22 protein-coding genes are annotated in these 25,361 nt (G+C 74.9%); 4 read left to right on the plus strand and 18 right to left on the minus strand.

Annotation, left to right across the window (positions count from 1 at the left end):
- Positions 1-34 precede the first annotated feature (34 nt).
- Positions 35-334 (plus strand): DUF1876 domain-containing protein, encoded by a 300-nt coding sequence (locus OO62_RS04970; RefSeq protein WP_033265928.1) that lies wholly within the window; start codon positions 35-37, stop codon positions 332-334.
- Positions 335-370: 36 nt separating this feature from the next.
- Positions 371-1,708: a nicotinate phosphoribosyltransferase gene (locus OO62_RS04975; RefSeq protein WP_033265929.1), complete on the plus strand. Its 1,338-nt coding sequence runs from the start codon at positions 371-373 to the stop codon at positions 1,706-1,708.
- A 21-nt stretch (positions 1,709-1,729) separates the two neighbouring features.
- Here the strand turns inward: OO62_RS04975 and OO62_RS04980 are convergent, their stop codons facing one another.
- Positions 1,730-2,617: a universal stress protein gene (locus OO62_RS04980; protein WP_033265930.1), complete on the minus strand. Its 888-nt coding sequence runs from the start codon at positions 2,615-2,617 to the stop codon at positions 1,730-1,732.
- Positions 2,618-2,773: 156 nt separating this feature from the next.
- On the opposite strand from OO62_RS04980, the gene OO62_RS04985 reads away from it, so the two are divergent.
- Both OO62_RS04985 and OO62_RS04990 read left to right on the plus strand, forming a co-directional pair.
- On the plus strand, positions 2,774-3,535 hold the full coding sequence (locus OO62_RS04985; protein WP_033265931.1) for an HAD family hydrolase: 762 nt from the start codon (positions 2,774-2,776) through the stop codon (positions 3,533-3,535).
- Positions 3,535-5,949 carry a glycoside hydrolase family 65 protein gene (locus OO62_RS04990; RefSeq protein ID WP_033265932.1) on the plus strand — a complete coding sequence of 805 codons (2,415 nt, stop codon included), beginning with the start codon at positions 3,535-3,537 and terminating at the stop codon, positions 5,947-5,949. Before OO62_RS04985 ends, OO62_RS04990 begins: the two co-directional genes overlap by 1 nt.
- A 20-nt stretch (positions 5,950-5,969) precedes the next feature.
- On the opposite strand, the gene OO62_RS04995 is transcribed toward OO62_RS04990, so the two are convergent.
- The 17 genes from OO62_RS04995 to OO62_RS05075 form a co-directional block, all read right to left on the minus strand.
- On the minus strand, positions 5,970-8,312 hold the full coding sequence (locus OO62_RS04995; protein ID WP_033265933.1) for a collagenase: 2,343 nt from the start codon (positions 8,310-8,312) through the stop codon (positions 5,970-5,972).
- Positions 8,313-8,543: 231 nt separating this feature from the next.
- Complete coding sequence (locus tag OO62_RS05000) at positions 8,544-9,260, minus strand: GntR family transcriptional regulator (RefSeq protein ID WP_033265934.1); 717 nt, start codon at positions 9,258-9,260, stop codon at positions 8,544-8,546.
- A gap of 100 nt (positions 9,261-9,360) precedes the next feature.
- The gene (locus OO62_RS05005; RefSeq protein ID WP_033265935.1) at positions 9,361-10,362 is read right to left on the minus strand and encodes a proline racemase family protein; all 1,002 of its coding nucleotides are present in this window, start codon (positions 10,360-10,362) and stop codon (positions 9,361-9,363) included.
- Positions 10,363-10,375: 13 nt separating this feature from the next.
- Positions 10,376-11,275: a dihydrodipicolinate synthase family protein gene (locus tag OO62_RS05010; protein WP_033265936.1), complete on the minus strand. Its 900-nt coding sequence runs from the start codon at positions 11,273-11,275 to the stop codon at positions 10,376-10,378.
- A 33-nt stretch (positions 11,276-11,308) separates the two neighbouring features.
- Positions 11,309-12,721 carry an FAD/NAD(P)-dependent oxidoreductase gene (locus OO62_RS05015; protein ID WP_033265937.1) on the minus strand — a complete coding sequence of 471 codons (1,413 nt, stop codon included), beginning with the start codon at positions 12,719-12,721 and terminating at the stop codon, positions 11,309-11,311.
- On the minus strand, positions 12,702-13,028 hold the full coding sequence (locus tag OO62_RS05020; RefSeq protein WP_033265938.1) for a (2Fe-2S)-binding protein: 327 nt from the start codon (positions 13,026-13,028) through the stop codon (positions 12,702-12,704). Before OO62_RS05020 ends, OO62_RS05015 begins: the two co-directional genes overlap by 20 nt.
- Positions 13,025-14,194 (minus strand): NAD(P)/FAD-dependent oxidoreductase, encoded by a 1,170-nt coding sequence (locus tag OO62_RS05025; protein ID WP_033265939.1) that lies wholly within the window; start codon positions 14,192-14,194, stop codon positions 13,025-13,027. Before OO62_RS05025 ends, OO62_RS05020 begins: the two co-directional genes overlap by 4 nt.
- Before the next feature lie 93 nt (positions 14,195-14,287).
- On the minus strand, positions 14,288-15,817 hold the full coding sequence (locus OO62_RS05030; protein ID WP_033265940.1) for an AMP-binding protein: 1,530 nt from the start codon (positions 15,815-15,817) through the stop codon (positions 14,288-14,290).
- Positions 15,814-16,446, minus strand: a complete 633-nt coding sequence (locus OO62_RS05035) for a 4'-phosphopantetheinyl transferase family protein (RefSeq protein WP_051732724.1) — start codon at positions 16,444-16,446, stop codon at positions 15,814-15,816. Before OO62_RS05035 ends, OO62_RS05030 begins: the two co-directional genes overlap by 4 nt.
- On the minus strand, positions 16,443-17,549 hold the full coding sequence (locus OO62_RS05040) for an acyl-CoA dehydrogenase family protein (RefSeq protein ID WP_033265941.1): 1,107 nt from the start codon (positions 17,547-17,549) through the stop codon (positions 16,443-16,445). The genes OO62_RS05035 and OO62_RS05040 overlap by 4 nt, the downstream gene beginning before the upstream one ends.
- Complete coding sequence (locus OO62_RS05045) at positions 17,542-18,732, minus strand: acyl-CoA dehydrogenase family protein (protein ID WP_051732726.1); 1,191 nt, start codon at positions 18,730-18,732, stop codon at positions 17,542-17,544. Before OO62_RS05045 ends, OO62_RS05040 begins: the two co-directional genes overlap by 8 nt.
- The gene (locus tag OO62_RS05050) at positions 18,729-19,043 is read right to left on the minus strand and encodes an acyl carrier protein (protein WP_051732728.1); all 315 of its coding nucleotides are present in this window, start codon (positions 19,041-19,043) and stop codon (positions 18,729-18,731) included. Before OO62_RS05050 ends, OO62_RS05045 begins: the two co-directional genes overlap by 4 nt.
- A 26-nt stretch (positions 19,044-19,069) precedes the next feature.
- Positions 19,070-20,227, minus strand: a complete 1,158-nt coding sequence (locus OO62_RS05055) for a phosphopantetheine-binding protein (protein WP_033265942.1) — start codon at positions 20,225-20,227, stop codon at positions 19,070-19,072.
- 74 nt (positions 20,228-20,301) lie between these two features.
- Positions 20,302-21,015 (minus strand): maleylpyruvate isomerase family mycothiol-dependent enzyme, encoded by a 714-nt coding sequence (locus tag OO62_RS05060; RefSeq protein WP_033265943.1) that lies wholly within the window; start codon positions 21,013-21,015, stop codon positions 20,302-20,304.
- Complete coding sequence (locus OO62_RS05065) at positions 21,012-22,283, minus strand: pyridoxal phosphate-dependent aminotransferase (RefSeq protein ID WP_033265944.1); 1,272 nt, start codon at positions 22,281-22,283, stop codon at positions 21,012-21,014. The genes OO62_RS05060 and OO62_RS05065 overlap by 4 nt, the downstream gene beginning before the upstream one ends.
- Positions 22,280-23,662 (minus strand): KamA family radical SAM protein, encoded by a 1,383-nt coding sequence (locus tag OO62_RS05070; RefSeq protein WP_051732731.1) that lies wholly within the window; start codon positions 23,660-23,662, stop codon positions 22,280-22,282. Before OO62_RS05070 ends, OO62_RS05065 begins: the two co-directional genes overlap by 4 nt.
- Positions 23,662-25,341, minus strand: coding sequence for a carbamoyltransferase C-terminal domain-containing protein (locus OO62_RS05075; RefSeq protein ID WP_033265945.1), 1,680 nt, complete (start codon positions 25,339-25,341; stop codon positions 23,662-23,664). Before OO62_RS05075 ends, OO62_RS05070 begins: the two co-directional genes overlap by 1 nt.
- Between the last annotated feature and the right edge of the window lie 20 nt (positions 25,342-25,361).

Below are 25,361 nucleotides of genomic sequence, written 5' to 3' on the forward strand. Positions count from 1 at the left end.
GACGGTAGGGCACAGAAGGAAGCTGGGGTAAGCCATGGCGAACACAGTCGAGTGGCCCCTCCGTCTCTCCCTCGTCGAGGAGGACGGGACGACCACGGCACGGGTCGTGCTCCGCACCCGGAACGCCACCTTCACGGGGCACGGCACGGCCCGGCGCAGCCCCGAGGACCCCGACGTACCGGAGATCGGGGACGAGATCGCCGCCGGGCGCGCGATGCGGGACCTGGCCGGGCAGCTGCTGCGGACGGCGGACGACGAGCTGGAGGGCGTCGGTGCCGCACCGCCCCGTCGTGAACGGCGGGTCGCGTACGGCTGGACGAGCGAGCCGGCCTGAGCCGGGCCGGTGCCCCGGTCGGGGAAGGAGTCGTCCATGTCGGATGCCACGCTCACCGACCTGTACGAAGTGACCATGGCCCTGTCGTACCTCCGCGAGGGCATGGAGCGGCCGGCGACCTTCAGCTGCTTCGTACGGGAACTGCCGCCGCAGCGGGGGTTCCTGGTGGCCGCCGGCACCGAGGCGGTCCTCGACCACCTCGCCGGCTTCCACGTCGGGCACGAGGACATCGAGGTGTTCGCCGAGGTGCTGCGGCGGCCGGTGCGGGACCTGGCGCCGCTGCTGGACCTGCGCTTCACCGGTGAGGTACGGGCGGTGCCGGAGGGCCGGGTGGTGCTGGCCCACGAGCCGCTGGTGGAGGTCACCGCCCCGCTGCCGCAGGCGCAGCTCGTCGAGACGTTCGTGCTCAACCAGCTGAGCCACCAGACCGCGATCGCCTCCAAGTGCGCCCGCTGCGTGCTCGCCGCGCGCGGGCACCCGGTGGTGGACTTCTCGCTGCGGCGCACCCACGGCACGGCGGCCGCCCACCAAGTGGCCCGGCTGGGCGCGATGGCCGGTTTCGCCGGCACCAGCAACGTCGCCGCGGCGTACGCGGAGGACCTGCCGGCGATCGGCACGATGGCGCACTCGTACATCGAGGCGTTCGGGGACGAGGAGGCCGCGTTCACCGCGTTCGCACGCTGCCACCCCGGGCCGGTGACCTTCCTGGTGGACACCTACGACACCCCGTCCGGGGTCGCCGCGGCGGCCCGGGTGCTGACCGCGCTGGGCCGCGGGGACGGCTCCGCGATCCGCCTGGACAGCGGTGACCTGGGCCGGCTGGCCCGCCACGCACGGGCGATGCTCGACAACGCGGGCCTGCCGCAGGTGCGCATCGTCGCCAGCGGCGGGCTGGACGAGTACGCCGTGCACGACCTGGTGGCCTCGGGCACGCCGATCGACATCTACGCGGTGGGCACCCGGGTCGGGGTGAGCGCCGACGCCCCGGCGCTGGACTCGGCGTACAAGCTGGTGGCGTACGACGGCCGGCCGGTGATGAAGCTGTCGGCGGCGAAGACGACCGCGCCGGGCCCCAAGCAGGTCTTCCGCCGGCCGGGCTTCCTCGATGTGATCGGCCTGGCCGACGAGCCGCCGCCGGAGAACAGCACCCCGCTGCTGGAGCCGATGATGCGCGCGGGCGAGCGCCGCGCGCCGCGGCCCCGGCTGGAGGACGCCCGGCGCCGGCTGGCGGCGGAGCTGGCGGAGCTGCCCGCGGCGGCCCGGCGCATCCGGTCGCCGCAGCCGGTACGGGCGCGGGTGTCACACCGGCTGTCCGTGCTGACGGACCGGGTACGGCGGCGGACCGAGCGCGAGGTGCTGGCCCCGTACGCCTGACGCGGCGCCCCGGCGGACCCGCTACGCGGCGGGCGCGCCCTGGTCGCGCTGCGGGACGACCGCCACCGGGCAGGCGGCGTGGCACAGGGCGGTGTGCGCCACCCGGCCGAGCGGCAGCCCGAAATAGCCGTGGTGCCCGCCCCCGCCGATGACCAGCAGGTCCGCGGCGGCGGCGCGGTGCACCAGCACCTTGTGCGTCGGCCCCTCCACGGCGGTGCGGCGGATCCGCACCGCCGGATGCGCCGCGGCCGCCTCGCCCAGCGCCCGGTCGATCAGCTCGGTCGCCCGCCGCTCGTGGTAGCTGTCGGCCACCCCGGCGGACGGGCCGGTCCGCTCGTGGGCGGGGCCGCGCCAGGCGCGTACCGCCTTCAGCAGACACCCCCGGGCGGCCGCTTCCCGGAAGGCGAAGCGCACCGCCTCCGTGCTCTTCCCGGGATCGCCCACCGCGAGCAGCACGCAGCGGTGCGCCCCCGCGAGGCCGGCCGCGTCGCCCCGCACCACGACGACGGGGCACCGGGCCCGGGCCGCCACCGCCGGGCCGACCGAGCCCAGCAGCAGGCCGGTGAGTTCGCGGTGCCCGTGCGAGCCCAGGACCAGCAGGGAGGCGAGGCTGCCCTCCCTCAGCAGGGCGCTGACCGCCTCGTCCGCCAGGACCTCGGCCTCGACCCGGAGGGCCGGGTTGCGGCACCGGGCCCGTTCGACGGCGGCGCCGACGATGCCCTCCGCGAGCCCCCGTTCCCCGGGGTCCTCCTGGTCCCGCGCGGGTGCCGGGCCCTCGTACCGCTCCCAGGTGCTGGCGTGCACCACCCGCAGCCCGAGCCCGTGCAGCGCCGCCTCGTCCACCGCCCAGTCGAGCGCGCGGAGGGCGGAGTCGGAGCCGTCGACGCCCACGACCAGGGGCCGTTCCATGGCCGCACCGCCTTCCCTCGGTCGCCGGGTTCCTGGTGGCCCCTCCATCGTCACCCCGCCCCGACGGGCCCGCCAGGGACGGCCGGCGGCCCGGGGCGCGCCCCGGGCGGCGAGCCGTGGTGACATGGAAGGACACCGACGAAACGGAACGTCGCCATGACCGGTGTGCCGTCCCTGGCCGGGTGCCTGCACTCGATCGGGGCCGTGGTTTTCGACACGGACGGAGTGATCACCGACTCCGCCCGCGTCCATGCCGCGGCCTGGAAGGACGCCTTCGACCCCGCGCTGGCGGCCGCGGGCGGGCAGCGCCCGTTCGATCCCGTGCAGGACTACCTGCGGCATGTCGACGGCCGTGCACGGCTGGACGGCGCGGCGGCGTTCCTGGCGTCCCGGGGCCTGGACCTGCCGCCGGGCGAGGAAGGTGACGCGCCGGGCACGGACACCGTGCACGCCGTCGCGGCCCGGAAGGACGAGCTGTTCACCGCGCGTGTGGCGGCCGGCGGCATCGCGGTCTGGCCCGGCACCGTCCGACTGCTGCGGGTGCTGCGGCGGGAGCGGGTGCCGCGCGCCGCCGTGTCGGCGTCCCGGCACGCCACCGCGCTGCTGGACGCGGCCGGGGTGCTGCCGCTGCTGGACGCGGTGGTGGACGGCAACGAGGCGCGCCGGCTGCGGCTGCCCGGCAAGCCGGACCCGGCGCTCTTCGAGGAGGCGGCCCGCCGGCTCGGGGTCCCTCCCCGGGACACCGCTGTCGTGGAGGACGCGCTGGCCGGTGTCGAGGCGGGCCGGCGCGGCGGATTCGGCCTGGTGGTCGGCGTGGACCGGACGGCGGGACGGGCCGCGGCCGCCGCGCTGCGCCGCCGTGGCGCCGACCTGGTGGTGGCCGACCCGGGCGAGCTGCTGACGGCCGGGGAGGACTGATGCCGACCGCCGGCACCCGCGCCTGGACCTGGACGTACGAGGGGTACGACGCGGACGCGGAACGGCTGCGCGAGACGCTCTGCGCCCTGGGCAACGGCTACTTCGTCACCCGTGGCGCGGCGTGCGAGGTGCTCTCCGGGCCGGCGCACTACCCGGGCACGTACGCGGCGGGCTGCTACAACCGGCTCACCTCCACGGTGGCGGGCCGCCTCGTCGAGAACGAGGACATGGTCAACCTGCCCAACTGGCTGCCGCTGCGCTACCGGATCCTGCCCAGCGACGCGGAGCCGGGGCCCTGGCTGCACCCCGGGCACGCCCACATGACGGCGCACCGGCAGACCCTGGACCTGCGGCACGGCACCCTGAGCCGGTTGTCGGTCTACGAGGACGAGGCCGGGCGGCGCCTGACCGTGGAGCAGCGCCGGCTGGTGCACATGGGCGAGCCCCATCTGGCGTTGCAGCGCACGTCGTTCACGGCCGAGGGGTGGGTGGGTGAGGTGGAGGTCGAGTCGTGCCTCGACGGCGCGGTCCGCAACACCGGTGTCGCGCGGTACCGGGGGCTGGCCGACCAGCATCTGCGGGGGTGGGAAACCGGCACGGAGGGGGCCGACACGGTGTGGCTGAGCTGCCGGACCGTCGACTCGGACATCCGGATCGCGCTGGCCGAGCGGATCCGGGCCACCCCCGGCCGGGGGGTGACGCCCCGGCCCCGGCTGACCGTGCTCCGGGCCGCGCACGCGCTGACCCTGCCGCTCGCGCCGGGGGCGACGGCGGTGGTCGACAAGACAGTGGCCCTGTACACCTCCCGTGACCCGGCGATCGAGAGCCCCCGGCACGCGGCGGTGGACTGCGTGGTGCAGGCCGCGCACTTCCGTCAGCTGCTGGCCTCGCACCGGCGGGCCTGGGAGAACCTGTGGCGGCAGGCGAAGCTGGAGGTGCCCGGGGACGCCGGCCGGATCCTGCGGCTGCACCTCTTCCACGTGCTCCAGACGCTCTCGCCGCACACCGCGGAACTGGACGTCGGGGTGCCGGCGCGGGGCCTGCACGGGGAGGCGTACCGCGGGCACGTGTTCTGGGACGAGCTGTTCGTGCTGCCGTTCCTGAACCTGCACCTGCCGCAGGTGTCGCGGGCGCTGCTCACCTACCGCTACCGGCGGCTGCCGGCCGCCTGTCACGCGGCGGAACAGGCGGGCCGGGCGGGCGCGATGTACCCGTGGCAGAGCGCCGGCGACGGCCGTGAGGAGACCCAGGAACTCCATCTCAACCCCCGTTCCGGCCGCTGGCTGCCCGATTTCTCGCGGCTCCAGCACCATGTGGGCTCGGCGATCGCCTACAACGTCTGGCAGTACGGACAGGCCAGCGGCGACACGGAGTTCCTGCACACCAGGGGCGCCGAGATGCTGCTGCAGATCGCGCGGTTCTGGGCGTCGGCCGCGCTCTGGGACCCCGTCCTCGGCCGGTACCGGATCCGCGGCGTGGTCGGCCCCGACGAGTACCACGACGGCTACCCGGGGGCGGCGGAACCGGGCGTGGACGACAACGCGTACACCAACGTCACGGCGGCCTGGGTGCTGGTGCGCGCACTGGAGCTGTGCCGCACCCTGCCCGAGGCCCATCGGCGGCAGCTCTACGAGCGGATCGAGCTGACCCCCGACGAGCCGGAGCGCTGGGAGGACATCTCACGGCTGCTGCACGTGCCCTACCACCAGGGCGTGATCAGCCAGTTCGCGGGCTACCGGGACCTGGCCGAACTCGACTGGGACGGCTACCGGCAGCGCTACGGCGACATCCGGCGGCTGGACCGGATCCTGGAGGCCGAGGGCGACACCGTCAATCACTACCAGGCATCCAAACAGGCCGACGTGCTGATGCTCGGTTACCTCTTCTCGCCGGCGGAACTCGCCTCGGTCTTCCGCCGGCTGGGCTGCCCGCTCGACGACGACATCTGGCACTCCACCGTCGACTACTACCTGCGCCGCACCAGCCACGGCTCCACGCTCAGCGCCCTGGTGCACGCCTGGGTCCTGGCCCGCGTCCACCGCCCCGACGCCTGGACGTACTGCGAGGAGGCGCTGACCGGTGATGTCGCGGACGTCCAGGGCGGCACCACCGCGGAGGGCATCCACCTCGGCGCGATGGCCGGCACCCTGGACCTGGTCCAGCGGGGGCTGACCGGTCTGGAGACCCGCGACCGGACCCTGTGGCTGGACCCGGCACCGCTCCCCCAGCTGTCGAAGTTCGCCGTGCGCATCCGCTTCCGCCAGCACTGGGACATCGACCTGCGCATCCACGCCGAGCAGGTGCGGATCGCGGTGCCGGAGTCGGAGAACGAGGCGGTGCGGGTGCGGCTGCGGGAGCGGTCGTTCGGCATCGCACCGGGCACGACCCGGCGGCTCGATCTGCCGGACGCCTGAACGGCGCCGGCCGCACCGCGTCAGCGCCGCAGCGGTCCCTCACAGCTGTAGTCCGCGGTGCCGGCGCGGCCCGTGGACCAGACGGTGGTGGGGCCGAAGGTGCAGTTCATGTCGGCGAGGTTGTTCGCCGCGGGCCGGGAGCGGTCGAGCAGGAAGTAGTCGACGGTCTCCGACATGTCCTTGAAGATCTGGTCGGGGCTGCGCGAGTCGCTGAGGTTGGCGGTGATCCGGCCGGTGCACAGGAACCGTCCGTGGGCCGGGTCGCCGTTGTCCCGGCAGGCGGGGGTGGCGGCAGTGGCCGAGGCGAAGGCGGCGCGCACCCCGGCGGTGTCGGCGTACGTCAGGCTGCCGTTGGGGGTGAAGACGGTGCGCGGCACGAAGAGGTCGTCGACGTGGGCGATCTGGGTGTCGAGGAAGGCGTCGTACTGCTGCTGGAGCGCGGCGTCGGTGCTCTGCCGGGTGCGCCAGGCGTCGAAGCCCGCCGGGTCGTCGGCGCGCAGGTACCGGTACATCTCCTGGAGCCTGGCCGGGTGTTCGCGCCACAGGAACTCGAAGAACGTCCCGGCGTAGGAGTAGAAGCGGAAGCCGTCGTGGTCGTAGGTCGCGTGCAGGAAGGCGTTGATGCTCATGCGGGGCGCGCCGCCCGCGGTGTCCGCGATGATGTCGCGGACGAGTGACCGCCGTACGGCGATGCCGTCGTCGCGGGTCGAGCCGTCGAAGAATTCGGCGCTGCCCTCGTCCATGGCGGTGGTGCGGTCGCCCTCGTACCAGGGGCCTTCGCCGAAGGAACCGGGCACCGCGAAGCGGCCGTTGAGGTAGTGGACGTACTCGTGCCGGAAGAGCTCTTCGAGGGTGAGGCTGGAGTCCTGGGGGACGCGGCGCTGGTAGGTGTAGAAGGTGGCGCCCTGCTCGATGTAGACGCCGCCGTTGTTGGTGCCCATGCCGGTGAGCAGCGGGTGGTAGACCTCGTAGTCGGCGCGTGAGGCGTACAGGACGATGGTGAGGGTGGTGTTGGGGTCGCCGGCCAGCGGTTCGGTGGTCCCGAGCACCCGGTGGAACTGGGCCTTGACCTGCTTGGACGCGTAGTAGAGCTGGTCGACGGTGGCGCGGTCGAGGGCGGTGCGGACCTTGATGGCGCCGTTGTCGTAGGAGTACGTGTACGGGAAGATCCGCTTTTCGATGTCGGTCTTGCAGACGCCGTAGGGCTTACAGGCGTCGAAGGTGCCCAGCCAGCCGACGACCTTGGCCCAGGGTTCGCTGCCCTCACCGAAGTTCCGCACGGTCGTGGCCAGGAGGGCCCCGAGGTCGGTGACGATGGCCGGCTTGAGGGTGTCGATCTGGCCGAAGCGGCCGTATTCACCGAGCGCGTCGCGGACCGCCCAGGCGTTGGCGGTGCCCTTGAGGTGGGTGTGTCCGGCGAAGGCTTTGAAGGCGGCGCGGTAGGCGGGGTCGGCGACGACCGCGGCCCGGAAGGCGGTGTCGTTGTTGCCGGGGTAGACGCCCAGGTAGTTCACCGAGAGGGCGGCGAGGGCGGTGTTTCCCCAGGCCGGGTCCTTGGCAGTGGCGGGGTGGGCGGCGTCGAGGGTGGCCAGGACCCGCTGGATCAGGCCGAGTTGGTACTGGCGACCGCCCGGGCCGCTGATGGCGTACAGGGCCTCGCGCAGGGTGTCGGCGTTGGCGCGGGTCGCGTCGAAGGTGTGGGCGGCGGCCCCGAAGGCGTCGACCGCGCGGCGGACCGCGGTGACGGTCGGGGTGTCGGTGGTGTCGATCTCGTCGTGCGAGAAGTCCTGGTAGGCCACCGCGTGCAGGTACGTGAACATCTCGTACAGGTGGCCGGCGTCGGTGCCGTCGTGGGAGGCGGCGAGGGAGGCGATGCGCCGGGCCACGGCCTGCACATGGGCGTCGGACATGACGGGGATCAGCCGGGGGTCCCAGGTCCATATGAGGTCGCGCAGGCAGCCGTCGGCGGTGACGGCCGGGTCGGCGAGGAAGTCGGCGAACTGCTCGGGGCTCAGGCCGGTGACCCCGTCGAGGGTGCAGGGGGCGACGGCGGGGGTGGCGCGGCGGCGGGTGGTGGCGGGGCCGGTCTGCGGCCCCGGTATGCGGCCGTGGGCGGTGCGGGCGCGGGGCGCGGGGGCGGGATCGGCGCTGAACCGGGGCTTACGGATGAGGCGTTGGGCCCGGTCGTGCGGATCGCCGGCGGTCCGGTCGGCGGTCCGGGGTGCGGTGTGCGGCTGCCGGGCGGGGGCGGCCGGCGCCGGTCCGCGGGGTGCGGCGCCGGCGGCCTGGACGAATGGCATCGCGAGGGTGACGACGAGGGTCGCGGTCAGCAGGAGTCTGCGCCGGGTACGCGAAGGGGACACCTGAACCTCCGGGAGGGGGTGGGGGGTTGGGTGAAGTGAGGGGCGAGGGGCGCCGTCACTCCACGAGGTGTGACCCGTAACATAGTAATGTGAAATTGCACTGACAAGGCTTCAGGAACCGGCCCTGGGTAAAGCTTTCCCCGGGAGTCAGGCTTGGGGCCGGCCCGGGTCCCGGCCGCCCGGGAGCGACCGGGCCTGCCTGACCACCCATCAACTCCCGAACGTCACCGGTCAGCGCTGACGGGCCGCCGGCCGGCGCTGCGCGGGCGGGGCGGGCGTCTCCTCGCGGCCCTGCGCCCACAGGGAGCGGACGTGGCCCAGGTGGCGGGCCATGCACGCCTCGGCCGCCGCGGCGTCCCCGGTCAGCATCACGTCGAGCAGCTCCACGTGCTCCTCGGCGGACGGCAGCAACTGGTCGTGCTCGTCGAGGCGGGTCAGGCCGTAGAGGCGGGAGCGCTTGCGCAGGTCGCCCACCGTCTCCACGAGGCGGTCGTTGCCGCTCAGGCCCAGCAGTTCGAGGTGGAAGCGGCGGTCGGCCTCCAGGTACCCGATGAGGTCGTGCGCGCGGGCGGCGGTGACGATCTCCAGCGCGACCGGCCGGAGCGCCTCGAGCTGTTCGCGGGTGGCGGTGCGGGTGATCCGGCCGATGACCGGGACCTCGATCAGCGCACGGATCTCGGTGTACTGGTCGAGGTCGCGCTCACTCACCTCGGTGATCCGGAAACCCTTGTTGCGCACCGGCTCGACCAGCCCCTCGCGGGCCAGGTCGAGCATCGCCTCGCGCACCGGGGTGGCGGAGACGCCGAAGTCCGCGGCGAGGCCGGGCGCCGAGTAGACGGCCCCCGGCCGGAGTTCGCCCGCGATCAGGGCGGCGCGCAGCTGATGGGCGACCTGGTCGCGCAGCCGCTCCTGAGCGGTGATCAGGCTGCGGTGCTTGAGTTCACCCATGGTGGCCCTCCGAATGGCCCGGCAAGTCGGCGCGGAGTGCCAGCGTACAATGTCACGTTACGCAAACCGCCTGGCAGGGCCCGGTGCCGGAGCCGCCCGGTCAGAGCTGGAAGCCCGCCGGGAAGGGGTCGGCCGGGTCGAGGAAGTACTGGGCGGTGCCGGTCAGCCAGGCGCGGCCGGTGACGGTGGGGACGACGGCCGGCAGTCCACCGACGGTCGTCTCCCCCACGAGCCGGCCGGTGAACTCGGTCCCGATGAACGACTCGTTGACGAAGTCCTGGTGCAGGGGCAGTTCGCCGCGGGCGTGCAGCTGCGCCATCCGGGCCGAGGTGCCGGTGCCGCACGGCGAGCGGTCGAACCAGCCGGGGTGGATGGCCATGGCGTGCCGGGAGCGGGTGGCGTCGGACCCGGGCGCGGCGAAGTAGACGTGCTTGAGCCCGCCGATCCGGTCGTCCTCGGGGTGCACCGGCCGGTCGGTGGCGTTGACCGCGTCCATCAGCGCCAGGCCGGCGGCGAGGATGTCGTCCTTGCGGGCCCGGTCGAAGGGCAGCCCGACGCTGTCGAGCGGGACGACGGCGTAGAAGTTGCCGCCGTAGGCGAGGTCGTAGCCGATGCTGCCGTAGCCGGGGACGGTGATCTTGCGGTCCAGTGCGGCGCAGAACGCGGGGACGTTGGTGAGGGTGACGGCGGTGGCCGCGCCGTCCCGCACCCGCACCTCGGCGGTGACCAGTCCGGCGGGGGTGTCCAGCCGCACGGTCGTCACCGGTTCGCGCACCTCCACCATGCCGGTCTCGACCAGGACGGTGGCCACCCCGATCGTCCCGTGCCCGCACATCGGCAGGAACCCCGAGACCTCGATGAAGAGCACACCGTAGTCGGCGTCGGGCCGGGTGGGCGGCTGGAGGATGGCGCCGCTCATGGCGGCATGGCCGCGCGGCTCGTACATCAGCAGGGTGCGGAGGTCGTCGCGGTGCTCGGCGAAGTGGCGCCGGCGGTCGGCCATGGTGGCGCCGGGGATGGTGCCGACGCCGCCGGTGATGACCCGGGTGGGCATGCCCTCGGTGTGGGAGTCGACAGCGTGGAAGACGTGGCGGGTGCGCACGGGGGTGCCCCTCTCAGTGGTGGCCGTCGGCGAGCAGCTTCTCGGTGGCGGCGCGGAGCACGCTCAACTCCTCGTCCGCGAGCGGGAGACGGGGCGGCCGGGTGGGGCCGCCGTGGTGTCCGGCGAGGTCCATGGAGAACTTGATCGCCTGGACGAAGCCGGGCTTGGAGTCCCAGCGCAGCAGCGGGTGCAGGGCGCGGTAGAGGGGCAGTGCGGTGTCGAGGTCGTGTGCGGCCGCGGCGCGGTAGAGGGCTGCGCAGGAGGCGGGCAGCGCGTTGGGGTAGCCGGCGATCCAGCCGACCGCCCCGGCGAGGGCGAGTTCCAGCAGCACGTCGTCCGCCCCGATCAGCAGGTCCAGGTCCGGGGCGACCTCGGCGATCTCGTACGCCCTGCGGACGTCGCCGCTGAACTCCTTGACGGCCACGATGCTGCCGTCGGCGTGCAGCGCGCCGAGCAGTTGTGGGGTGAGGTCGACCTTGGTGTCGAAGGGGTTGTTGTAGGCGACGACCGGGACGCCGGCCGCGGCGACCTCGGCGAAGTGGGCGCGGACCGCGGCCGGGCCGGCGCGGTAGCCGTTGGGCGGCAGCAGCAGGACGGAACCGGCGCCGGCCTCGGCGGCCCGCTCGGCCCAGCGGCGCGACTCCGCGCTGCCGTAGGCGGAGACGCCCGGCATCACCCGGTCCCCGTCGCCGCCCGCGGCCTCCACGGCCGTCTGCACGATCCGGATGCGTTCGTCCTCGGTGAGGGTCTGGTACTCGCCGAGCGACCCGTTGGGCACCACGCCGTCGCAGCCGGCCGCGAGCAGCCGGGCGACCTGGGCCGCGTAGGCGTCGTGGTCGACGGAGAGGTCGTCGCGCAGGGGCAGGGTGGTGGCGACCATGATGCCGTGCCAGGGGCGGGTGCGGGTGGTCATGCGGTGTCTCCTTGGGGTGCGGAAGAAGGTGCCTCAGCCGTCGGCGAGGTGGTCGAGCACGATCGGGCAGGCCAGCGGCCGGCGCGTGGGCGCGGGGGCCGGGTCCCCCGCGAGGTGTGTCACGGCGGTGCCGCACATCCGGCCCTGGCACCAGCCCATGCCGGCGCGGGTGAGGAGTTTGACGGTGCGGCCGTCGCGGGCGCCGAGGCCGGTCACGGCGTCCTGGATCCGGCCTGCGGTGACCTCCTCGCAGCGGCACACCTCGGTGTCGGTGCGCAGCCAGTCGGACCAGCCGGGGCGCGGCGCGTGGACGGCCGCCATGGCCAGCGCGAACCGGCGCAGCCGGTCCCGGCGCCGCCGCAGTGCGCCGACCGGGCCCCGGCCGGCGATCGACCTGGCCGCCAACTCGCCTTCGATGAAGGCGAGTTCGGCACCGGCGACGCCGCAGGTCTCCCCCGCCGCCCAGATCCCGCCGACCGTGGTCCGCTGCCGGCCGTCGACGACCAGGGCGTGGCCGCCGTCGGGCGTGCGGCGGGTGGCGCAACCGAGCCCGGTGGCCGGCTCCAGTTGCGGGACCAGGCCGTGGCCGACCGCGAGGGCGTCGCAGGGGATGCGTACGCCGGTGCCGGGCAGCGGCCGCCAGTCGTGGTCGAGCCGGGTCAGGGTGACGGCCTCGACCCGGTCGGTGCCGTGCACGGCGGTGACCGCGCTCCGGCTCCGGAGGCGTACGCCGTGCCGGGCCAGGGTGGCGGCGTGGCCCGCCGCCTCGACGAGCTTGCGGGGCTGGGCGGCCAGGGCGCGGGGGCTGCGGGCGTACGCCCCGTAGTCGCCCGCCTCGGCGACGACCGGGACCCGCGCTCCGGCGGCGGCCAGCGACCCGGCGACGGCGAGCAGCAGCGGCCCGCTGCCGGCGACCACGATCCGCCGTCCCGGCAGTACCAGGCCGGCCTTGAGCATCGCCTGCGCGCCGGCCGCGCCGACGACTCCGGGCAGGGTCCAGCCGGGAAAGGGGAGCTGGCGCTCGTACGCCCCGGTGGCGAGCAGCACATGACGTGCGGTCAGTTCTGGTGCGGGGCCGTGCGCCCCGTCGGGTCCGGTCACCGCGTGGACGGTCCAGTGTTCCGGGTCGGCGGTGGCCCGGGTGACGGCCCAGACGTGATGCTCGGCGAGGTGGTGGACCCGGCCGGCGGCGCGCTGTGCCGCCAGACGGGCCGCGCGGCGGGTGAAGGCGCCCCAGGAGTGGTGCAGGGCCCGGGGGCGGGCGGCGCCGAGGCCGGGGGCCGGCTGCCGGTAGAACTGGCCGCCGGGGCGGGGCGCGGCGTCGAGGAGGGCCACGGTCAGTCCGAGTTCGGCCGCGGTGACGGCGGCGGCGAGCCCGGCCGGCCCCGCCCCGATGACGGCGAGGTCGTGGACGGTTCCCCGGGTGTCAGACGGCGAGACCGGCATGCCCGTGTCCCTCCTGGGTGGTGACGGCGTCCCCCGGCCGGGCCGGGATCAGGCAGGCCCGTTGGTTGGGGGTGCCGTTGACGGTGGCGAGGCAGTCGTAGCAGGAGCCGATGCCGCAGAAGGCGCCGCGCGGCCGCCCGCTGCCGCGGGTGCGCCGCCAGGAGAGCACGCCCGCCGCCCAGAGCGCGGCGGCGAGGCTCTGGCCGGGCAGTGCGGGCAGCGGTCTGCCGTCCAGGCTGATCTCGAACGCCGGTTCCGGCCGGGCGCGTACGAGGGCGGCGGGGGTACGGCGACGGCGGCGGCTCATGCCGGGCTCCTCTCCACGAAGCGGTCCGGCCGGAAGGGCGCGGCGTCCAGGGGTGCGGGGGTCGCGGTCAGCGCGGCGGCGATCAGTTGGCCGGTCGCCGGGGCGAGGCCGATGCCCGCGCCCTCGTGGCCGCAGGCGTGCAGCAGGCCGGGGGCGCGCGGGTCGGGGCCGATGGCCGGGAGGTGGTCCGGGAGGTAGGGGCGGAAGCCCTGGTAGGCACGCATCACCCGGACGCCGGCCAGCACGGGGAAGAGGGCCGCGGCCCGGGCGGCGAGCCGGCGGATCACCTCGACCGAGAGCGTGCGGTCGAAGCCGACGCGTTCGCGGCTGGCGCCGATGAGCACCGGGCCGGCCGGGGTGCCCTCGACCACCGCGGAGGTCTGCAGTGCCGCCGAGTCGCTGGCCACGTCGGCGACGTAGTCGGCGGCGTACACCTTGCGCCGGACGACGCGCGGCAACGGTTCGGTGACCAGGACGAATCCGCGGCGCGGCAGTACCGGGACGGTCACCCCGGCGAGCGCGGCGAGCTCGCCGGCCCAGGTGCCGGTGGCGTTGACGACGGCGGGGGCGAGGAGGTCGCCCCGCGGGGTGCGGACGCCGCGGACCGCTCCGCCGGGGCCCCGGAGGACGGCGGTGACCTCGGCGCCCAGGTGAAGCCGGGCGCCCGAGGCGCGCAGCAGGTACGCGGCGGCCAGGGCGGGCTGCACCTGCGCGTCCTGCGGGTAGAGGACGCCGCCGGCGAGCCCGGGCGCGAGGTGTGGCTCCGCGTCGCGCAGCCGGTCGGCGGGGAGGCAGGTGCTCGCCACGCCCGCCGCGGTCTGCGCCTCGCTGAGCGTGCGCAGGGCGGCCAGGCCCGGTTCGTCGCCGGCGACGACCAGTCCGCCCTTGGTCTCGTACTCGATCTCCGGCGGGAGTGCGGCGGCGAGTTCGCGCCACAGCCGGGCGGAGAGCAGTGCGAGGTCGAGTTCCGGGCCCGGCTCCTTGTCGGAGACGAGCAGGTTCCCCTCGCCGGCGCCGGTGGTGCCGCCCGCGACCGCGCCGCGGTCGACGACGGTGACGGAGAGGCCGGACCGGGCGGCGTAGTAGGCGCACGCGGCGCCGACCGCACCGGCCCCGACGATGACGACATCGGAGGTGTCCAGGTGGTGTCCGTTTCTCGTGGGCACCTCAGTAATATGTCACACAACACTGTTTCTGAGAAGGGGACTTGATCGGGCGGGGCGGGACCGGTCGGCCGGCCGCGGGGCACGGCGTACGTGTCAGGACGGCCGGCCGGGCACCCCGAGCAGCTCTCCGAGGGCGGCCCGGTCGGTCTTGCCATTGGGGTTGAGCGGGAGGGTCTCCAGCCCGGTGAGGGTGGCCGGCACCATGTAGGCGGGCAGCCGGTCGCGCAGCGCCGCCCGCAGGTCGTCCGCGGTGCCGGGGGCGCCGGTGTACGCGGCGGTGAGTTCCAGGCCGCCGGGGGTGGCCAGGGGCAGGACGGCCGCGTCCCGGACGCCGGGCAGCGCCCGCAGCGCCGCCTCGACCTCGCCGAGTTCGACGCGGTAGCCGTGCACCTGGACCTGCTGGTCGGCGCGGCCGAGGTGCACCAGCGACCGGCCGTCACCGGCCGGGCCGACGCGGTCGCCGGTGCGGTACCAGTGCGCGTCGGTCGGGGGGACGGCCGGGTCGTAGGGGCCGCCGTCGGGTGCCAGGAAGCGGCCGGCGTTGTGCGCCGGATCGAGGTAGCCGGGGAAGCGCTGGGGGCCGCGGACGCACAACTCGTCCTCTTGGAGGCGCAGTTCCATGCCCGGGTGGAGGGTGCCGATGGGGACGGTCCCGTTGGCGGGCGACGGCCAGTCGGCGCGGTCCGCGGGGAGGCGGTAGGCGGCGCAGGTGACGGCCAGTTCGGTCGGGCCGTAGGCGTTCTCCAGCCGGCTCCCGGGGGCGGCCCGTTGCCAGGCCGCGGCCTGCTGGAGGGTGAGCGGTTCGCCGCAGAACATGCTGCTGCGCAGCGTCGGCATGCTGTCCGGGCGCAGCGCCCGGAACCGCTGGGCGAGCGAGATCACCGACGGGACGGAGTTCCAGTGGGTGAGGGCGCGCGCGGTGACGAAGCGGACGGGGGTGAGGACCTCGTCGCGGGTCGGCACGACGAGGGTGGCGCCGCTCCCCCAGGCGGTGAACATGTCGTGCACCGAGGGGTCGAAGGTCAGGTCGAAGGTCTGGGAGAAGCGGTCGCCGGGGCCCGCCGCGCAGCGCGGCACGACGTGCGCGAGGTAGGCGCGGATGTTCCGGTGCGTGACCGGGACGCCTTTGGGGGCGCCGGTCGAGCCGGAGGTGAACAGGAGGTAGGCGAGGTCGTCGGGCCCGGCGGGGCGGACGCCGGACAGCGGCGGCGCCGTGAGGCGGCGCAGCTCGGGGTCGGTGAGGGTGAACACCGGGACGCCCAGGCGGTCGGTGGGGCCGGTGCCGTCGGCCAGTACGGCGTCGAGCCGCGCGGTCCGGGCGATCGTCGCGTTGCGTGCGGCGGGGAAGGAGGGGCCGAGGGGGACGACGGTGGCGCCGAGGCGCTGGACGGCGAGGTAGCCGGCGTAGGCGACGGCGGTCCGGGCCGCCAACAGGCCGATGCGGAACGGTGGTTGCCCCGACAGTCGCTGGTGGAGGTGCGCCGCCAGCGTCTCGGCGAGGCCGGCCAGCTCGGCGTAGTCGAGGGTGCTGTCGCCGGTCTCCAGCGCGGTGCGGCCGGGGTGCGCGGCGGCGGAGGCCGCGAACCAGTCGTAGAGGGTGGGCGGTGCGTCGGGGGTGCTCACCGTTCGCCTTTCGTGAGGGTCGGGGCCATGGGGAACGCGCAGCTGAGGGGCAGGGCGGAGTGGTCGCGCAGGGCGATCCAGCGGAGGGCGCCCCAGCGGCCGGTGCGGGCGCCGGGGGTGACGTCGATGGTCCAGGGGCGGCCGGCCAGGCCCGTGCCGTCGGCCTTGACGCACGCCTCCTGGACCGTCCACACCCAGGCCACCTCCTCGGCGGCGCGCGCCGGCGGCAGGGCGGCGAGCCGCCCGGCGTGGTCGCCCAGCAGGCGGCGGGCGAAGGAGGGGGTGACGTGGGTGCCGGGGCGCTGCACGTCCACGCCGAGCGCCCGTCCGACGGCGACTCCGGCGGCGAGGGCGCCCTGACTGTGCGAGACGCTGATGCCGATGCCGGGGTGCCCGCGCAGCCCCGGCTTGCCGCGCCGGTCCGCGGTGAGGTCGGCGCCGGCCAGGGCGGGCCGTACGGTGGCAAGCAGTTGCCGCAGCAGGCCGCGTCCGGCCAGGAATTCCCGGGCCCGCCACTCGGGCATGGCCTGCGCCCGGCGGAGATCGCCGGGCTGGGTGCTGGGCGGCACCCGGTCCGCGGTGGCGGTGGTCACCCAGAGCCGGTCGGCCACCAGGAGGGGGACGCTCACCGCGCGGTGTCCGGCGGGGCGAGGCCGGCGAGGACGCTCTCCGCGGCGTCCGCGAGGGTGCCGAGCACCACCTCGTCGGCGCCGCCTCCGATGCCGAACAGCGCGGCCTGGGCGCGGAGTTCCTGGATCCCTCCGGTGGCGAAGCCGGCCGCGCCCCACAGCTGTCCGCAGGTGGTGAGGACGTGCTGCACGGTCGGTCCGGCGGCCGCCTTGAGGGTGGCGGCGGCGGTGGTGTCGTGGTGTTCGGCCACCTCCTTCGCCAACGCGCCCACCAGGGCGTGGAGTTCCCGCACGCGGACCAGGCAGGCCGCGAAGCGCTGGCGTACCGCGTCCAGGTGCCACAGGGTGCCGTCGCCGTGGGCGCGGCCGGCCAGGTGCCGGTGGGTGTCCGTCAGGACGCGGCGGCACAGGGCGACGGCCCACTGCGCGCCGGCGAGGCGTTCGGTGGCGATGTGCCGGGCGAACAGCGGCAGGCCGAAGCCGGTGCGGCCCAGGACGTGGTCCCGGCCCAGCCGTACCCGGTCGAAGGTGACGTGGCCGGCGCCCGAGTCGGCGAACAGCGCGGAGTCGGCGGGGCGCACGGTCACGCCGGGGGCGTCGGCGGGCACCAGGACCCAGGTGAAGTGGGTGAAGTGCCGGCCGGGCCGGTGCCGGGCCAGGACGAGGAAGTGCTCGGCGGTGACGGTGTTGGCGATCCAGTTCTTCTCGCCGGTCACCTCCAGGGCGTCGTCGTCGAGGCGCACCTCGGTCCGCAGCGCGGTGAGGTCGGTGCCCGCGGTGACATCGGTGGCCGCCAGCGCGAGGGTGGCCCGGCCGCTGAGCGCACGCTCCAGGGCCTGCCGGGCCACCGGCGTGCGGCCGGTGGCCAGGAGCGGTAGCGCGGTGGCCAGTTGCACGCTGGCCGACAGGGTGGCGGCGAGCGAGAAGCGGGCGTCGACGGCGCCGAGCAGGCCGGCGAGGCGCCCTGGGTCGACGCCGGTGCCGGCCGCGCCGTCCCGGTAGACCTCGGCGATCAGGCCCGCCCGCCCGAGGGCGGCCCATACCTGGGAGCCGCTCGCGGTGGGCGGGAGCGCGTCGAGCGGGGCACTGCCGTGCTCAGGCAAAGCTCACTCCCTGGTCGCGCAGCGCGAGCCGGCCGTCGGCGAGGTGCAGCCGGTCGTTGCTGTAGTTGAGCGGTGCGGAGCGCAGGTCGCGCAGGGCGAGTTCGAGGCGGGTGGGTGAGTCCTTGAGGTAGCCGTGCCGCAGTCCGAGCGCGGCGACCAGGCCGTCGACGGCGGCCAGGCACTCCTCGGAGGCGGTGATCTTCAGCGCGTTGAGCTGGAGCTGCCGGGCGGGGGCGGAGAGGTCCGCGCCGGACTCCACGGTGCGCAGGGTCTGCTGCAGCAGCGCGTGCACCGCGTCCAGCCGCTGCCGGGCCCGGGAGACGCGGGTGAGCAGCAGCTCCGAGCCCGGCTCGAAGCGGGCGCGGCCCGCCGGACTGCGCAGCAGCTTCAGCACCCGGGAGAGCGCCCCCGCCGCGGTCCCCAGCCACACCGCCGACCAGCCCAGATGTGCCAGCGGCCCGAAGACGGCGGCGGCCACCTCGTGGAACGCGCCCGGTTCGCCGATCACTTGGTGCGGGGGGATGCGCCCGGTCAGTCGCAGCGCGACGCTGTGGCTGGCGCGCATGCCCATCGGCTGCCAGTCGCCGGACGCGCCGATGTCGAGCTGGTCGCGGTGGGCGTACACCAGCGAGACCTGGTGCGCGGTGGCGTCGGCACCGGGGCTGCGCATGGTGATCAGGAAACCGTCGGCGTGCTCACCGCCGGTGACGATGGGCGCGGCCCGGTCGAGCACCAACTGCCCTTCTTCGTCGATGAGTTGGGCGTGGGCGCTGAGCAGGTGGCCGCCCTTGCCGGGTTCCGTGGTGACGGAGGCGAGGTAGCTCTCCCCCGCGGCGATGCCGGGCAGCAGTTCCGCGCGCAGCCGCTCGGTGCCGTACCGGACGACGGCCTCGGTCTGCTGGCAGTGCATCGCGAAGATCATCCCGACCGACATGTCGCTGCGCCCGAGGGTCTGCGCGGCCGCGACCAGGTCCCGCACGGTACCGCCGAGTCCGCCGTACGCGGCGGGGACCAGCAGGCCGAGCAGGCCGGTGCGGCGGAGCGCGGCGAGGGCGTCCACCGGGAACTCCGCGGCGTGGTCGGTGCGCGCCAGGTGTTCCTCGGTGACCGCGGTGACCTCGGCCAGGCGGGCCGTCAGGTCCGGTGCGGCGGGCTGCGCCGCACGCGGGCTCGCGGCGGTCATGCGGTCGCCCGGCCGTCGGCTCCGGTACCGGGCGCGGAGACGGGCCCGTCGTCGGGCCGTGCGCCGGCCTCCTCCGGGAGCTGTGCGGCGATCACCCGCCACAGGCTGCCGGCGGTCGCGAAGGTGGTGTCGTTGAGTTCCTCGTCCGGCAGGGTGATGCCGTAGGTGTCCTCGACGGCGAAGAGCAGCTCGATGGCCTGCATGGAGTCGACGCCGAGCGCGCGCAGGTCGGTGTCGGGGGTGAGGGTGAGGTCGTCGGGGCCGGTGTGCTTGAGGAAGGGGCGCAGCAGTGCGGTGAAGCGGGCGTCCATGGGGGCCTCTCTGGGGTGCGGGGCGGTCAGCGGGCGATGCGGCAGAGGTCGTCGACCCGGCGGAGGTTCGCCGGGACGAGGTCGTCGGCGTCGAACTCGGTGCCCAGTTCGCTCTCCAGCCGCTCGATGATCTCGATCAGCCGGAAGGAGCTGAACGAGGCGAACGAGTCGAAGGGGCTGCCGTCGAGGAGGGCGGCGGGCGGTACGCCGAGTACCGCGCCGGCCACGGCGGCGACGCGGCGGCGCAGGGCGTCCTCGGCGGCCGGCACCGGGCCGGGGGCGGCCGGGGAGGCGGTGGGGTGGCTGCCGAAGACGGTCAGGTCGGCGGCGAGCGCCTCGCGCAGCCGGTCGACGACGCCGGGTGGTTCGGCGTGGCCGCGGGAGACCCGGCGGTGGGCGAGGTAGGTCTGTTCGACGACCTTGTCCCAGGCCCGCAGGTGGGCGCGTTCGGCGGCCGCCTCGGCGGCTCCGCGGGCGAACAGCGCGCGGTAGGCGGCGTGCAGTTTGCGGGCGCGGGCGAGCAGCCAGGTCTCGACGGTGAGCTGGTCGACCGCCCGGGCGCGGTCCGCGCAGGCGTCGTACGCGGCGAGGTAGCCGGCGACCGCGGCCGCGTCCGCGGTGTGTGCGGGCGGCAGGGCGTCGACGGGCCGGGCGCCGACCGGCACCAGCTCGATGACCTCGGCGGATGCCAGCTCCGCGAGGTCGTCGTCGGCGAGCACCCAGTGGCCGGGGGTGGCGGTGCCCCAGGCGGTGTCGCTGCGGTAGGCGTCGGTGATGTGCCAGCCGTCGGGGCCGGCGGCCATCAGGAAGCTGTGCTCCATGTGCGCGCGCCGGTGGTACGGCAGCCAGGGCAGCAGGTAGGCGTCGGCGACGGCGTAGCGCACCCCGCCGTCCTTGCGCAGCGCGGCGAGCAGCTCGCCGCGGGTCAGCCGTTCCCGGCTCGCCACGCGCAGGCCCAGCAGCCCGGTCGCGGTGGTCAGTTGCACGGTCAGCGGCGGGTCGACGGTCGGCAGTCCGTCCGCGCCTGCCCAGCTGCCGAAGTCCAGCCGTGCGCCGAGCCGGAGGTGCGCGCCGGGGCCGTAGTGGTGGTCCGCGAGCACCGCCAGATTGACCTGGATGCAGTCCAGCAGACCGCTGTGGACCGATCCGAGGTCGAACTGCTCGGGTTCGACGGTGACTGCCATATTCCGTTCACATTCCTTGGGTGGGTGGTGGTTCGTCGTGCGGTGCGGTGCGGTGGGAGGTGGCTGCCGGCCGGTCAGAGCCACGGGGGCAGGACGGGCAGCTCCGCCGTCGAGTGGAGTTCCCGGCCGGCCGAGCGGCCGGCCAGCCAGGCGAGCACGTCGGCGGTCGTGCCGGAGACGACCGGGCCGCCGGTGCCGAACCGCCCGAGCAGCGCGCCCTCGCGGTCGCTGAGGACGAAGTCCGGTACGCCGTCGGCCTCGGCGTAGTAGCCCAGTACGTCGTCGAGGATGATCTGCCGGGCCGCCTCGGGGATGTCGGCGATGCGGTAGCCGAGGTCCAGGTCGACGTGGTGGAGTTCGAGTTCGCGGATCCGGATGACCAGGATCCGCCGCGGGGTGCAGAGTTCCCCGGTGAAGGGGCGGACGGTGGCCTGCCAGGCGGGCGCGGGGAGTTCCTCGACGGTGTTCCGGAAGCTCTCGGCGGTCTCCCGGACGTCGGCCACCAGGGCGCCGGCGGGCCGGTGGGCGCCCGCCTCGATCTCGGCGTCCCGGGCCGCCCGGCTGGCGTACTGGGGTGTGGGGACGCCCGTACGGGCCCATTCCAGCAGCCGCTCCAGGGCGGGGGCCTGGCGGGCCAGGTGGCTCAGGACGTGGCCGCGGGTCCAGCCGGTGAGCCGGGACGGGGCGCCGACGTCCCGGTCGTCGAGCCCGGCCAGGCCGGCCAGCAGCCGGTCGGTGGCCGCGGCGATCACCCCGAAGGACTCCGGGGTGGGCGGTATTTCCTTCACGATGCTCCCTTCAGCCGGGTGAAGCCCCGGGCGATCGCGGCGAGTTCACCGGCGATGTGCGGCAGGCGGGTGGGGTCGTCGGCCCGCAGCGCCTGTTCCTGCTGCCGCTCGTCGCCGTACAGCAGGCTGGTGGCGGCCTTGAAACGCAGCGCCTGCGGGTCGTCGCCCAGCAGATGGCCGCCGAGGACGACGAGTCCCGCGTCGTCGAGGAGGCGGGCGGCGAGCGACGCGGAGTCGGTGACGCCGCGTGCGGCGAGCGGGCCGCGCAGCGGTGCGAAGTCCGGGTAGACGTAGAACCCGCCGGTGGGCGGGCGGCAGTCGGCGCCCGCCTCGACGGCGATCCGGTGCACGGCCCGGGCCACCGCGCCGTGCAGCCGGGCGCTCGCCCGCATCCGTTCGACGATCTCCGGCGGCTCGGCGTAGGCGTACTCCGCGACCTGCTGCATCGGACCGGCGAGCGTCGACCAGATCTCGCTGGCCGCGGCGACCACGGCGTCCCGCAGCAGTGCGCCGGTGTCGCCGGCCGGGAAGCGGGCCACACCGATCCGCCAGCCGCCGAGTCCGAGCGTCTTGGACAGTCCGCTGGTGACGACGGTGCGCTCGGGCGCCACCTCGGCGGGGCTGAGGAAGGCGGTGGCCGCGGGGTCGTGGAGGATGTCGCGGTAGATCTCGTCGGAGACGATCAGCAGGTCCTCGGCCCGGGCGAGCGCGCACAGTTCGCGGATCAGTGCGGGCGGGGCGACGGTTCCGGTCGGGTTGTCCGGGAGGGTGAGGACCAGCAGCCGGGGGTCGGCGCCGGCCGCCCGGGCCCGGCGGAGGGTGGCGCGCAGGGCGGCCGGTTCGGGGACGCCGCCGCACTGTGCGGGGATCGGTACGCCGAAGACCTTCTTGCCGGCGTAGACCGCCTGCGGGGCGTAGCTGTTCCAGGCGGGGCGGGGCAGCAGCAGATCGCCGGGGACGACCAGTTGCAGCGCCATCAGCAGCGGCTTGCTGCCGGGCGCGACGATCACTTGGCCGGCCTCGGTGGGCAGCCGGCGGCGGGTGAAGTAGCCGGCCACCGCGTCGCGTACGCCCTCGGCGCCGGCCACCGGGCCGTAGGCGGCGCGGGCCGCGCCGGCCGCCAGCCGGTCGGCCAGCTGCGGCAGCACCGGCAGCCGGGCCTCGCCGAACGCGAGGTGGACCAGGGACTCCCCCGCGGCGCGGCGCCGGTCGACCATCTGGTTGAGCGCCAGGTTCGGGGAGGGTGGCGCGGCGGTGACGGCGGTCATCTCGGGCTCCTTCGCGTACGGGTGGCGGCGTGGTCCTCGTGGCCGTCCGGCGGTGCGCTGCCGGCCGGGGCGCCGCCGCGCAGGGCGGCCGCGAGGTCGGGCGGGGTGGCGGGGTCCAGCTCCAGTTCGTCGAGCCAGGCGGCGTGCGGCGAGTAGCGGGCCCGGAACGGCCTGCCGACCAGGGAGGGGACGCGTGCCTGGAGCATCCGCAGTTGGAAGTGGGCGCCGTCGGGTGTCTCCTCGACGCCGTCCACCACGACCTTGCCGGGCGTCGCCGACATGACCGGGCCGCGGACGGTGCGGGCGAGGCCGGGCAGGGTCCGGTACGCCTCGGTGAAGAGGGTGACGGCCCGGGCCAGCGGCACCTTGAAGTAGTCGTAGGGACCGGTGTCCCGTTCCACGAAGAGGTAGTAGGGCACCGCCCCGGCCGCCAGTTCGGCCCGCCACAGCTCGCTCCATACCGCGGCGTCGTCGTTGACGTGGGCGATCAGCGGCGCCTGGCAGTAGACCACCGCGCCGGTGGCGCGGATCCGGGCCACGGCCCGCTGCGCGAGGTCGGTGGCCAGCTCGCGGGGGTGGCTGAAGTGCGCCATCACGGCGAGCTGCCGGCCGGTGGCCACGATCCGCTCGAACAGCCGCAGTACGTCGTCGGCGTCCGGGTCGGTGACGTACCGCTGCGGCCAGTAGGCGACGGATTTGGTGCCGATCCGCAGGGTGCGGACGGTGTCGATGCCGAGCAGCGGTTCCAGGTGGGTGCGCAGCCGCTCGGTGGACATCACCATCGGGTCGCCGCCGGTGACCAGGACGTCGTGCACCTCGGGGTGGGCGCGCAGGTAGCCGATCAGTCCGCCGGGGTCGGGGGCGGCGAAGCGCAGATCGGCGTCGCCGATGAACTGCGCCCAGCGGAAGCAGTAGGTGCAGTAGGCGTGGCAGGTCTGGCCCTGGCCGGGGAAGTAGAGCACCGTCTCGCGGTATTTGTGCTGGAGGCCCGGGAGCGGGACGCCGTCCTGGCGCGGCACGTTGAGCTGCTGCTGGCCGGAGGGGTGCGGGTTGAGGCGGCGGCGGATGTCCTGGACGGCCTCGCGCAGCAGCAGCTTGTCGGCGGGGTCGGCGGACAGCTTGGCGAGCTGCTCCTCGTCGGCCCGGGCGAGCATGCCGCGCTGCGGGAACGTCAGCTGGAACATCGGGTCGTCGGGGGTGTTCTCCCAGTCGATGAGCTGGGTCAGGACGTACTCGTTGACGCGGAACGGCAGGACGAGCGACACCCGCCGTACCGTCTCGCGGAGGTCGTCGGGCAGGCCGTGCCGCCGGGCGATGTCGTCGAGGTGGCGCGGGCCGAACGCCTTGAAGCGGGCGGGCTCCGGCAGGGCGGCCGGCATCAGCGGGCACCTCCCGCGCGGTTCGGCTTGCGGTACAGGGCGTCGCCGAGCACCAGGAAGTCCAGGTCCATGGCGCGGAAGGCGGCGAGGGCGTCGTCGGCGGTGTTGACGACGGGATCGCCCTTGTCGTTGAAGGAGGTGTTGAGCAGGACGGGTGGCGCCCCGTGCCGCTGGAGGGCGTCCAGGGCCGCGCCGACGGCGGGCGCCTCGTCGCCGTGCAGCACCTGCGGGCGGGTGGTGCCGTCGATGTGGACGACGCCGGGGGCGACCCGGCGGCCGAGTGCGGTGGCCTTGGCCGCGCCGAGCATGTAGAGGCTCAAGTACTCCTGTTGCTCCCACAGTTGGCTGCCGTAGTCGGGCCGGGTGACGCCGGCGAACGGCCGCCACTGCTCGCGGTTCTTGAGGGTGTTGACCCGGGTGTTGACCTCGGCGGTGTCCGGTACGGCGATGATCGACCGCCGGCACAGCGCGCGCGGCCCCACCTCGGCGCGCCCCTGGGCGACCGCGCCCACCTGCCCGTCCAGCAGCAGCCCGGCCAGCTCGTCGATGTCCAGCTCGGCCCGCACCAGCCCCGAAATATCCCCCGCCCCCGCCGCGTTGAGGCGATCAGGGGCCCCCACCTCCACCCCCAGATAGGGACTCAGCGCACCCTCCCGCCTCCGGGGCGGCCGTACGGTCCAGGCCGCGCCGAGGGCGACGCCCGCGTCGTGCGGTACCGGCGGTACGTACAGCGGGCCGGGCAGGGTGCCGTTGGTGCTGCAGTTGAGGGCGACCCCGCCGCTCAGGCACAGCGCGTCGACCCCGGCCGTCTTCCGGGTGAGCGCGGCGAGGTGGGTGACGGTCTGCTCGATGAGGCGTTGCGCGGTGTACGCGACGAGGATCGCGTTCGGGTCCTCGGTCAGACGGTCCTCGGGTGCGCTCGGGCCGTCCGCCCCGGCGATCTTCGTGTAGTGCTCCCGCCAGCGGCCGACGACGGTGCCGTACTGCTCCTTGATCTCGTCCGCGGTGGCGGTCCCGCGGTTCTCCGTCAACGGGTCGACGGCGAGGTGGAAGTCGTCCGCGGTGAGCTCGACGAGGGGTGCCACCTCCAGCTGGGCGGCGCGTCCGTAGGCGGCCAGGCCCATCGTCTTGCCGGCGTTGAGGAAGGAGAAGCCCAGCCAGGTGGAGGCGGCGTCGTAGGCGTAGCCGAGTGAGGCGGTGCGCTGCCAGCTGCGCTCCAGCCGGGGTTCGGCGCCGTCCTCGTAATGCCAGATGGTGGAGGACTCGTTCTCCCCGTGGCCGTCGATCACCAGCACGCCGGCCTCGGTGAACGGCGAGGCGTAGAAGGAGGACGCGGCGTGCGCCTGGTGGTGCGGGACGCGGACCACCTCGGGGGTGTGGTCGCCGAAGTCCAGTCCGACGGCGTACGCGAGGAAGTCCGCGTCGGAGGCGAACCGCCGGGGGTAGAGCTGCTCGCTGTCCCAGCCGAGGGCGACGACGTCGATGTCGGCGGCGGTGATGCCGGCCTGCGCGAGGCAGAAGCGGGCGGCGCCGGCCGGCTTGCGGTAGAGGGAGTGGCGGCGGCGGTTGCAGCGCTCCTCCTCGGTGAAGGCGATGACCTCGCCGTCGCCGTTGACGAGGCAGGCGGCGGTGTCGTGCCAGCCGGTGGGTGGTGCGTTGACGCCAAGGATCCAGGTCATGGGTCGGTCTTTCTTCGTCG

Source organism: Streptomyces lydicus (genome assembly GCF_000717345.1).
Classification (GTDB): Bacteria; Actinomycetota; Actinomycetes; order Streptomycetales; family Streptomycetaceae; genus Streptomyces; species Streptomyces lydicus.

Excerpts from the sequence above, each read along its gene's own strand:
- OO62_RS04970 (WP_033265928.1), top strand. The coding sequence starts at position 35 with ATGGCGAACACAGTCGAGTGGCCCCTCCGTCTCTCCCTCGTCGAGGAG.
- OO62_RS04975 (WP_033265929.1), top strand. The coding sequence starts at position 371 with ATGTCGGATGCCACGCTCACCGACCTGTACGAAGTGACCATGGCCCTG.
- OO62_RS04980 (WP_033265930.1), bottom strand. The coding sequence starts at position 2,617 with ATGGAACGGCCCCTGGTCGTGGGCGTCGACGGCTCCGACTCCGCCCTC.
- OO62_RS04985 (WP_033265931.1), top strand. The coding sequence starts at position 2,774 with ATGACCGGTGTGCCGTCCCTGGCCGGGTGCCTGCACTCGATCGGGGCC.
- OO62_RS04990 (WP_033265932.1), top strand. The coding sequence starts at position 3,535 with ATGCCGACCGCCGGCACCCGCGCCTGGACCTGGACGTACGAGGGGTAC.
- OO62_RS05000 (WP_033265934.1), bottom strand. The coding sequence starts at position 9,260 with ATGGGTGAACTCAAGCACCGCAGCCTGATCACCGCTCAGGAGCGGCTG.
- OO62_RS05010 (WP_033265936.1), bottom strand. The coding sequence starts at position 11,275 with ATGACCACCCGCACCCGCCCCTGGCACGGCATCATGGTCGCCACCACC.
- OO62_RS05015 (WP_033265937.1), bottom strand. The coding sequence starts at position 12,721 with ATGCCGGTCTCGCCGTCTGACACCCGGGGAACCGTCCACGACCTCGCC.
- OO62_RS05020 (WP_033265938.1), bottom strand. The coding sequence starts at position 13,028 with ATGAGCCGCCGCCGTCGCCGTACCCCCGCCGCCCTCGTACGCGCCCGG.
- OO62_RS05045 (WP_051732726.1), bottom strand. The coding sequence starts at position 18,732 with ATGACCGCCGCGAGCCCGCGTGCGGCGCAGCCCGCCGCACCGGACCTG.
- OO62_RS05050 (WP_051732728.1), bottom strand. The coding sequence starts at position 19,043 with ATGGACGCCCGCTTCACCGCACTGCTGCGCCCCTTCCTCAAGCACACC.
- OO62_RS05055 (WP_033265942.1), bottom strand. The coding sequence starts at position 20,227 with ATGGCAGTCACCGTCGAACCCGAGCAGTTCGACCTCGGATCGGTCCAC.
- OO62_RS05065 (WP_033265944.1), bottom strand. The coding sequence starts at position 22,283 with ATGACCGCCGTCACCGCCGCGCCACCCTCCCCGAACCTGGCGCTCAAC.
- OO62_RS05070 (WP_051732731.1), bottom strand. The coding sequence starts at position 23,662 with ATGCCGGCCGCCCTGCCGGAGCCCGCCCGCTTCAAGGCGTTCGGCCCG.
- OO62_RS05075 (WP_033265945.1), bottom strand. The coding sequence starts at position 25,341 with ATGACCTGGATCCTTGGCGTCAACGCACCACCCACCGGCTGGCACGAC.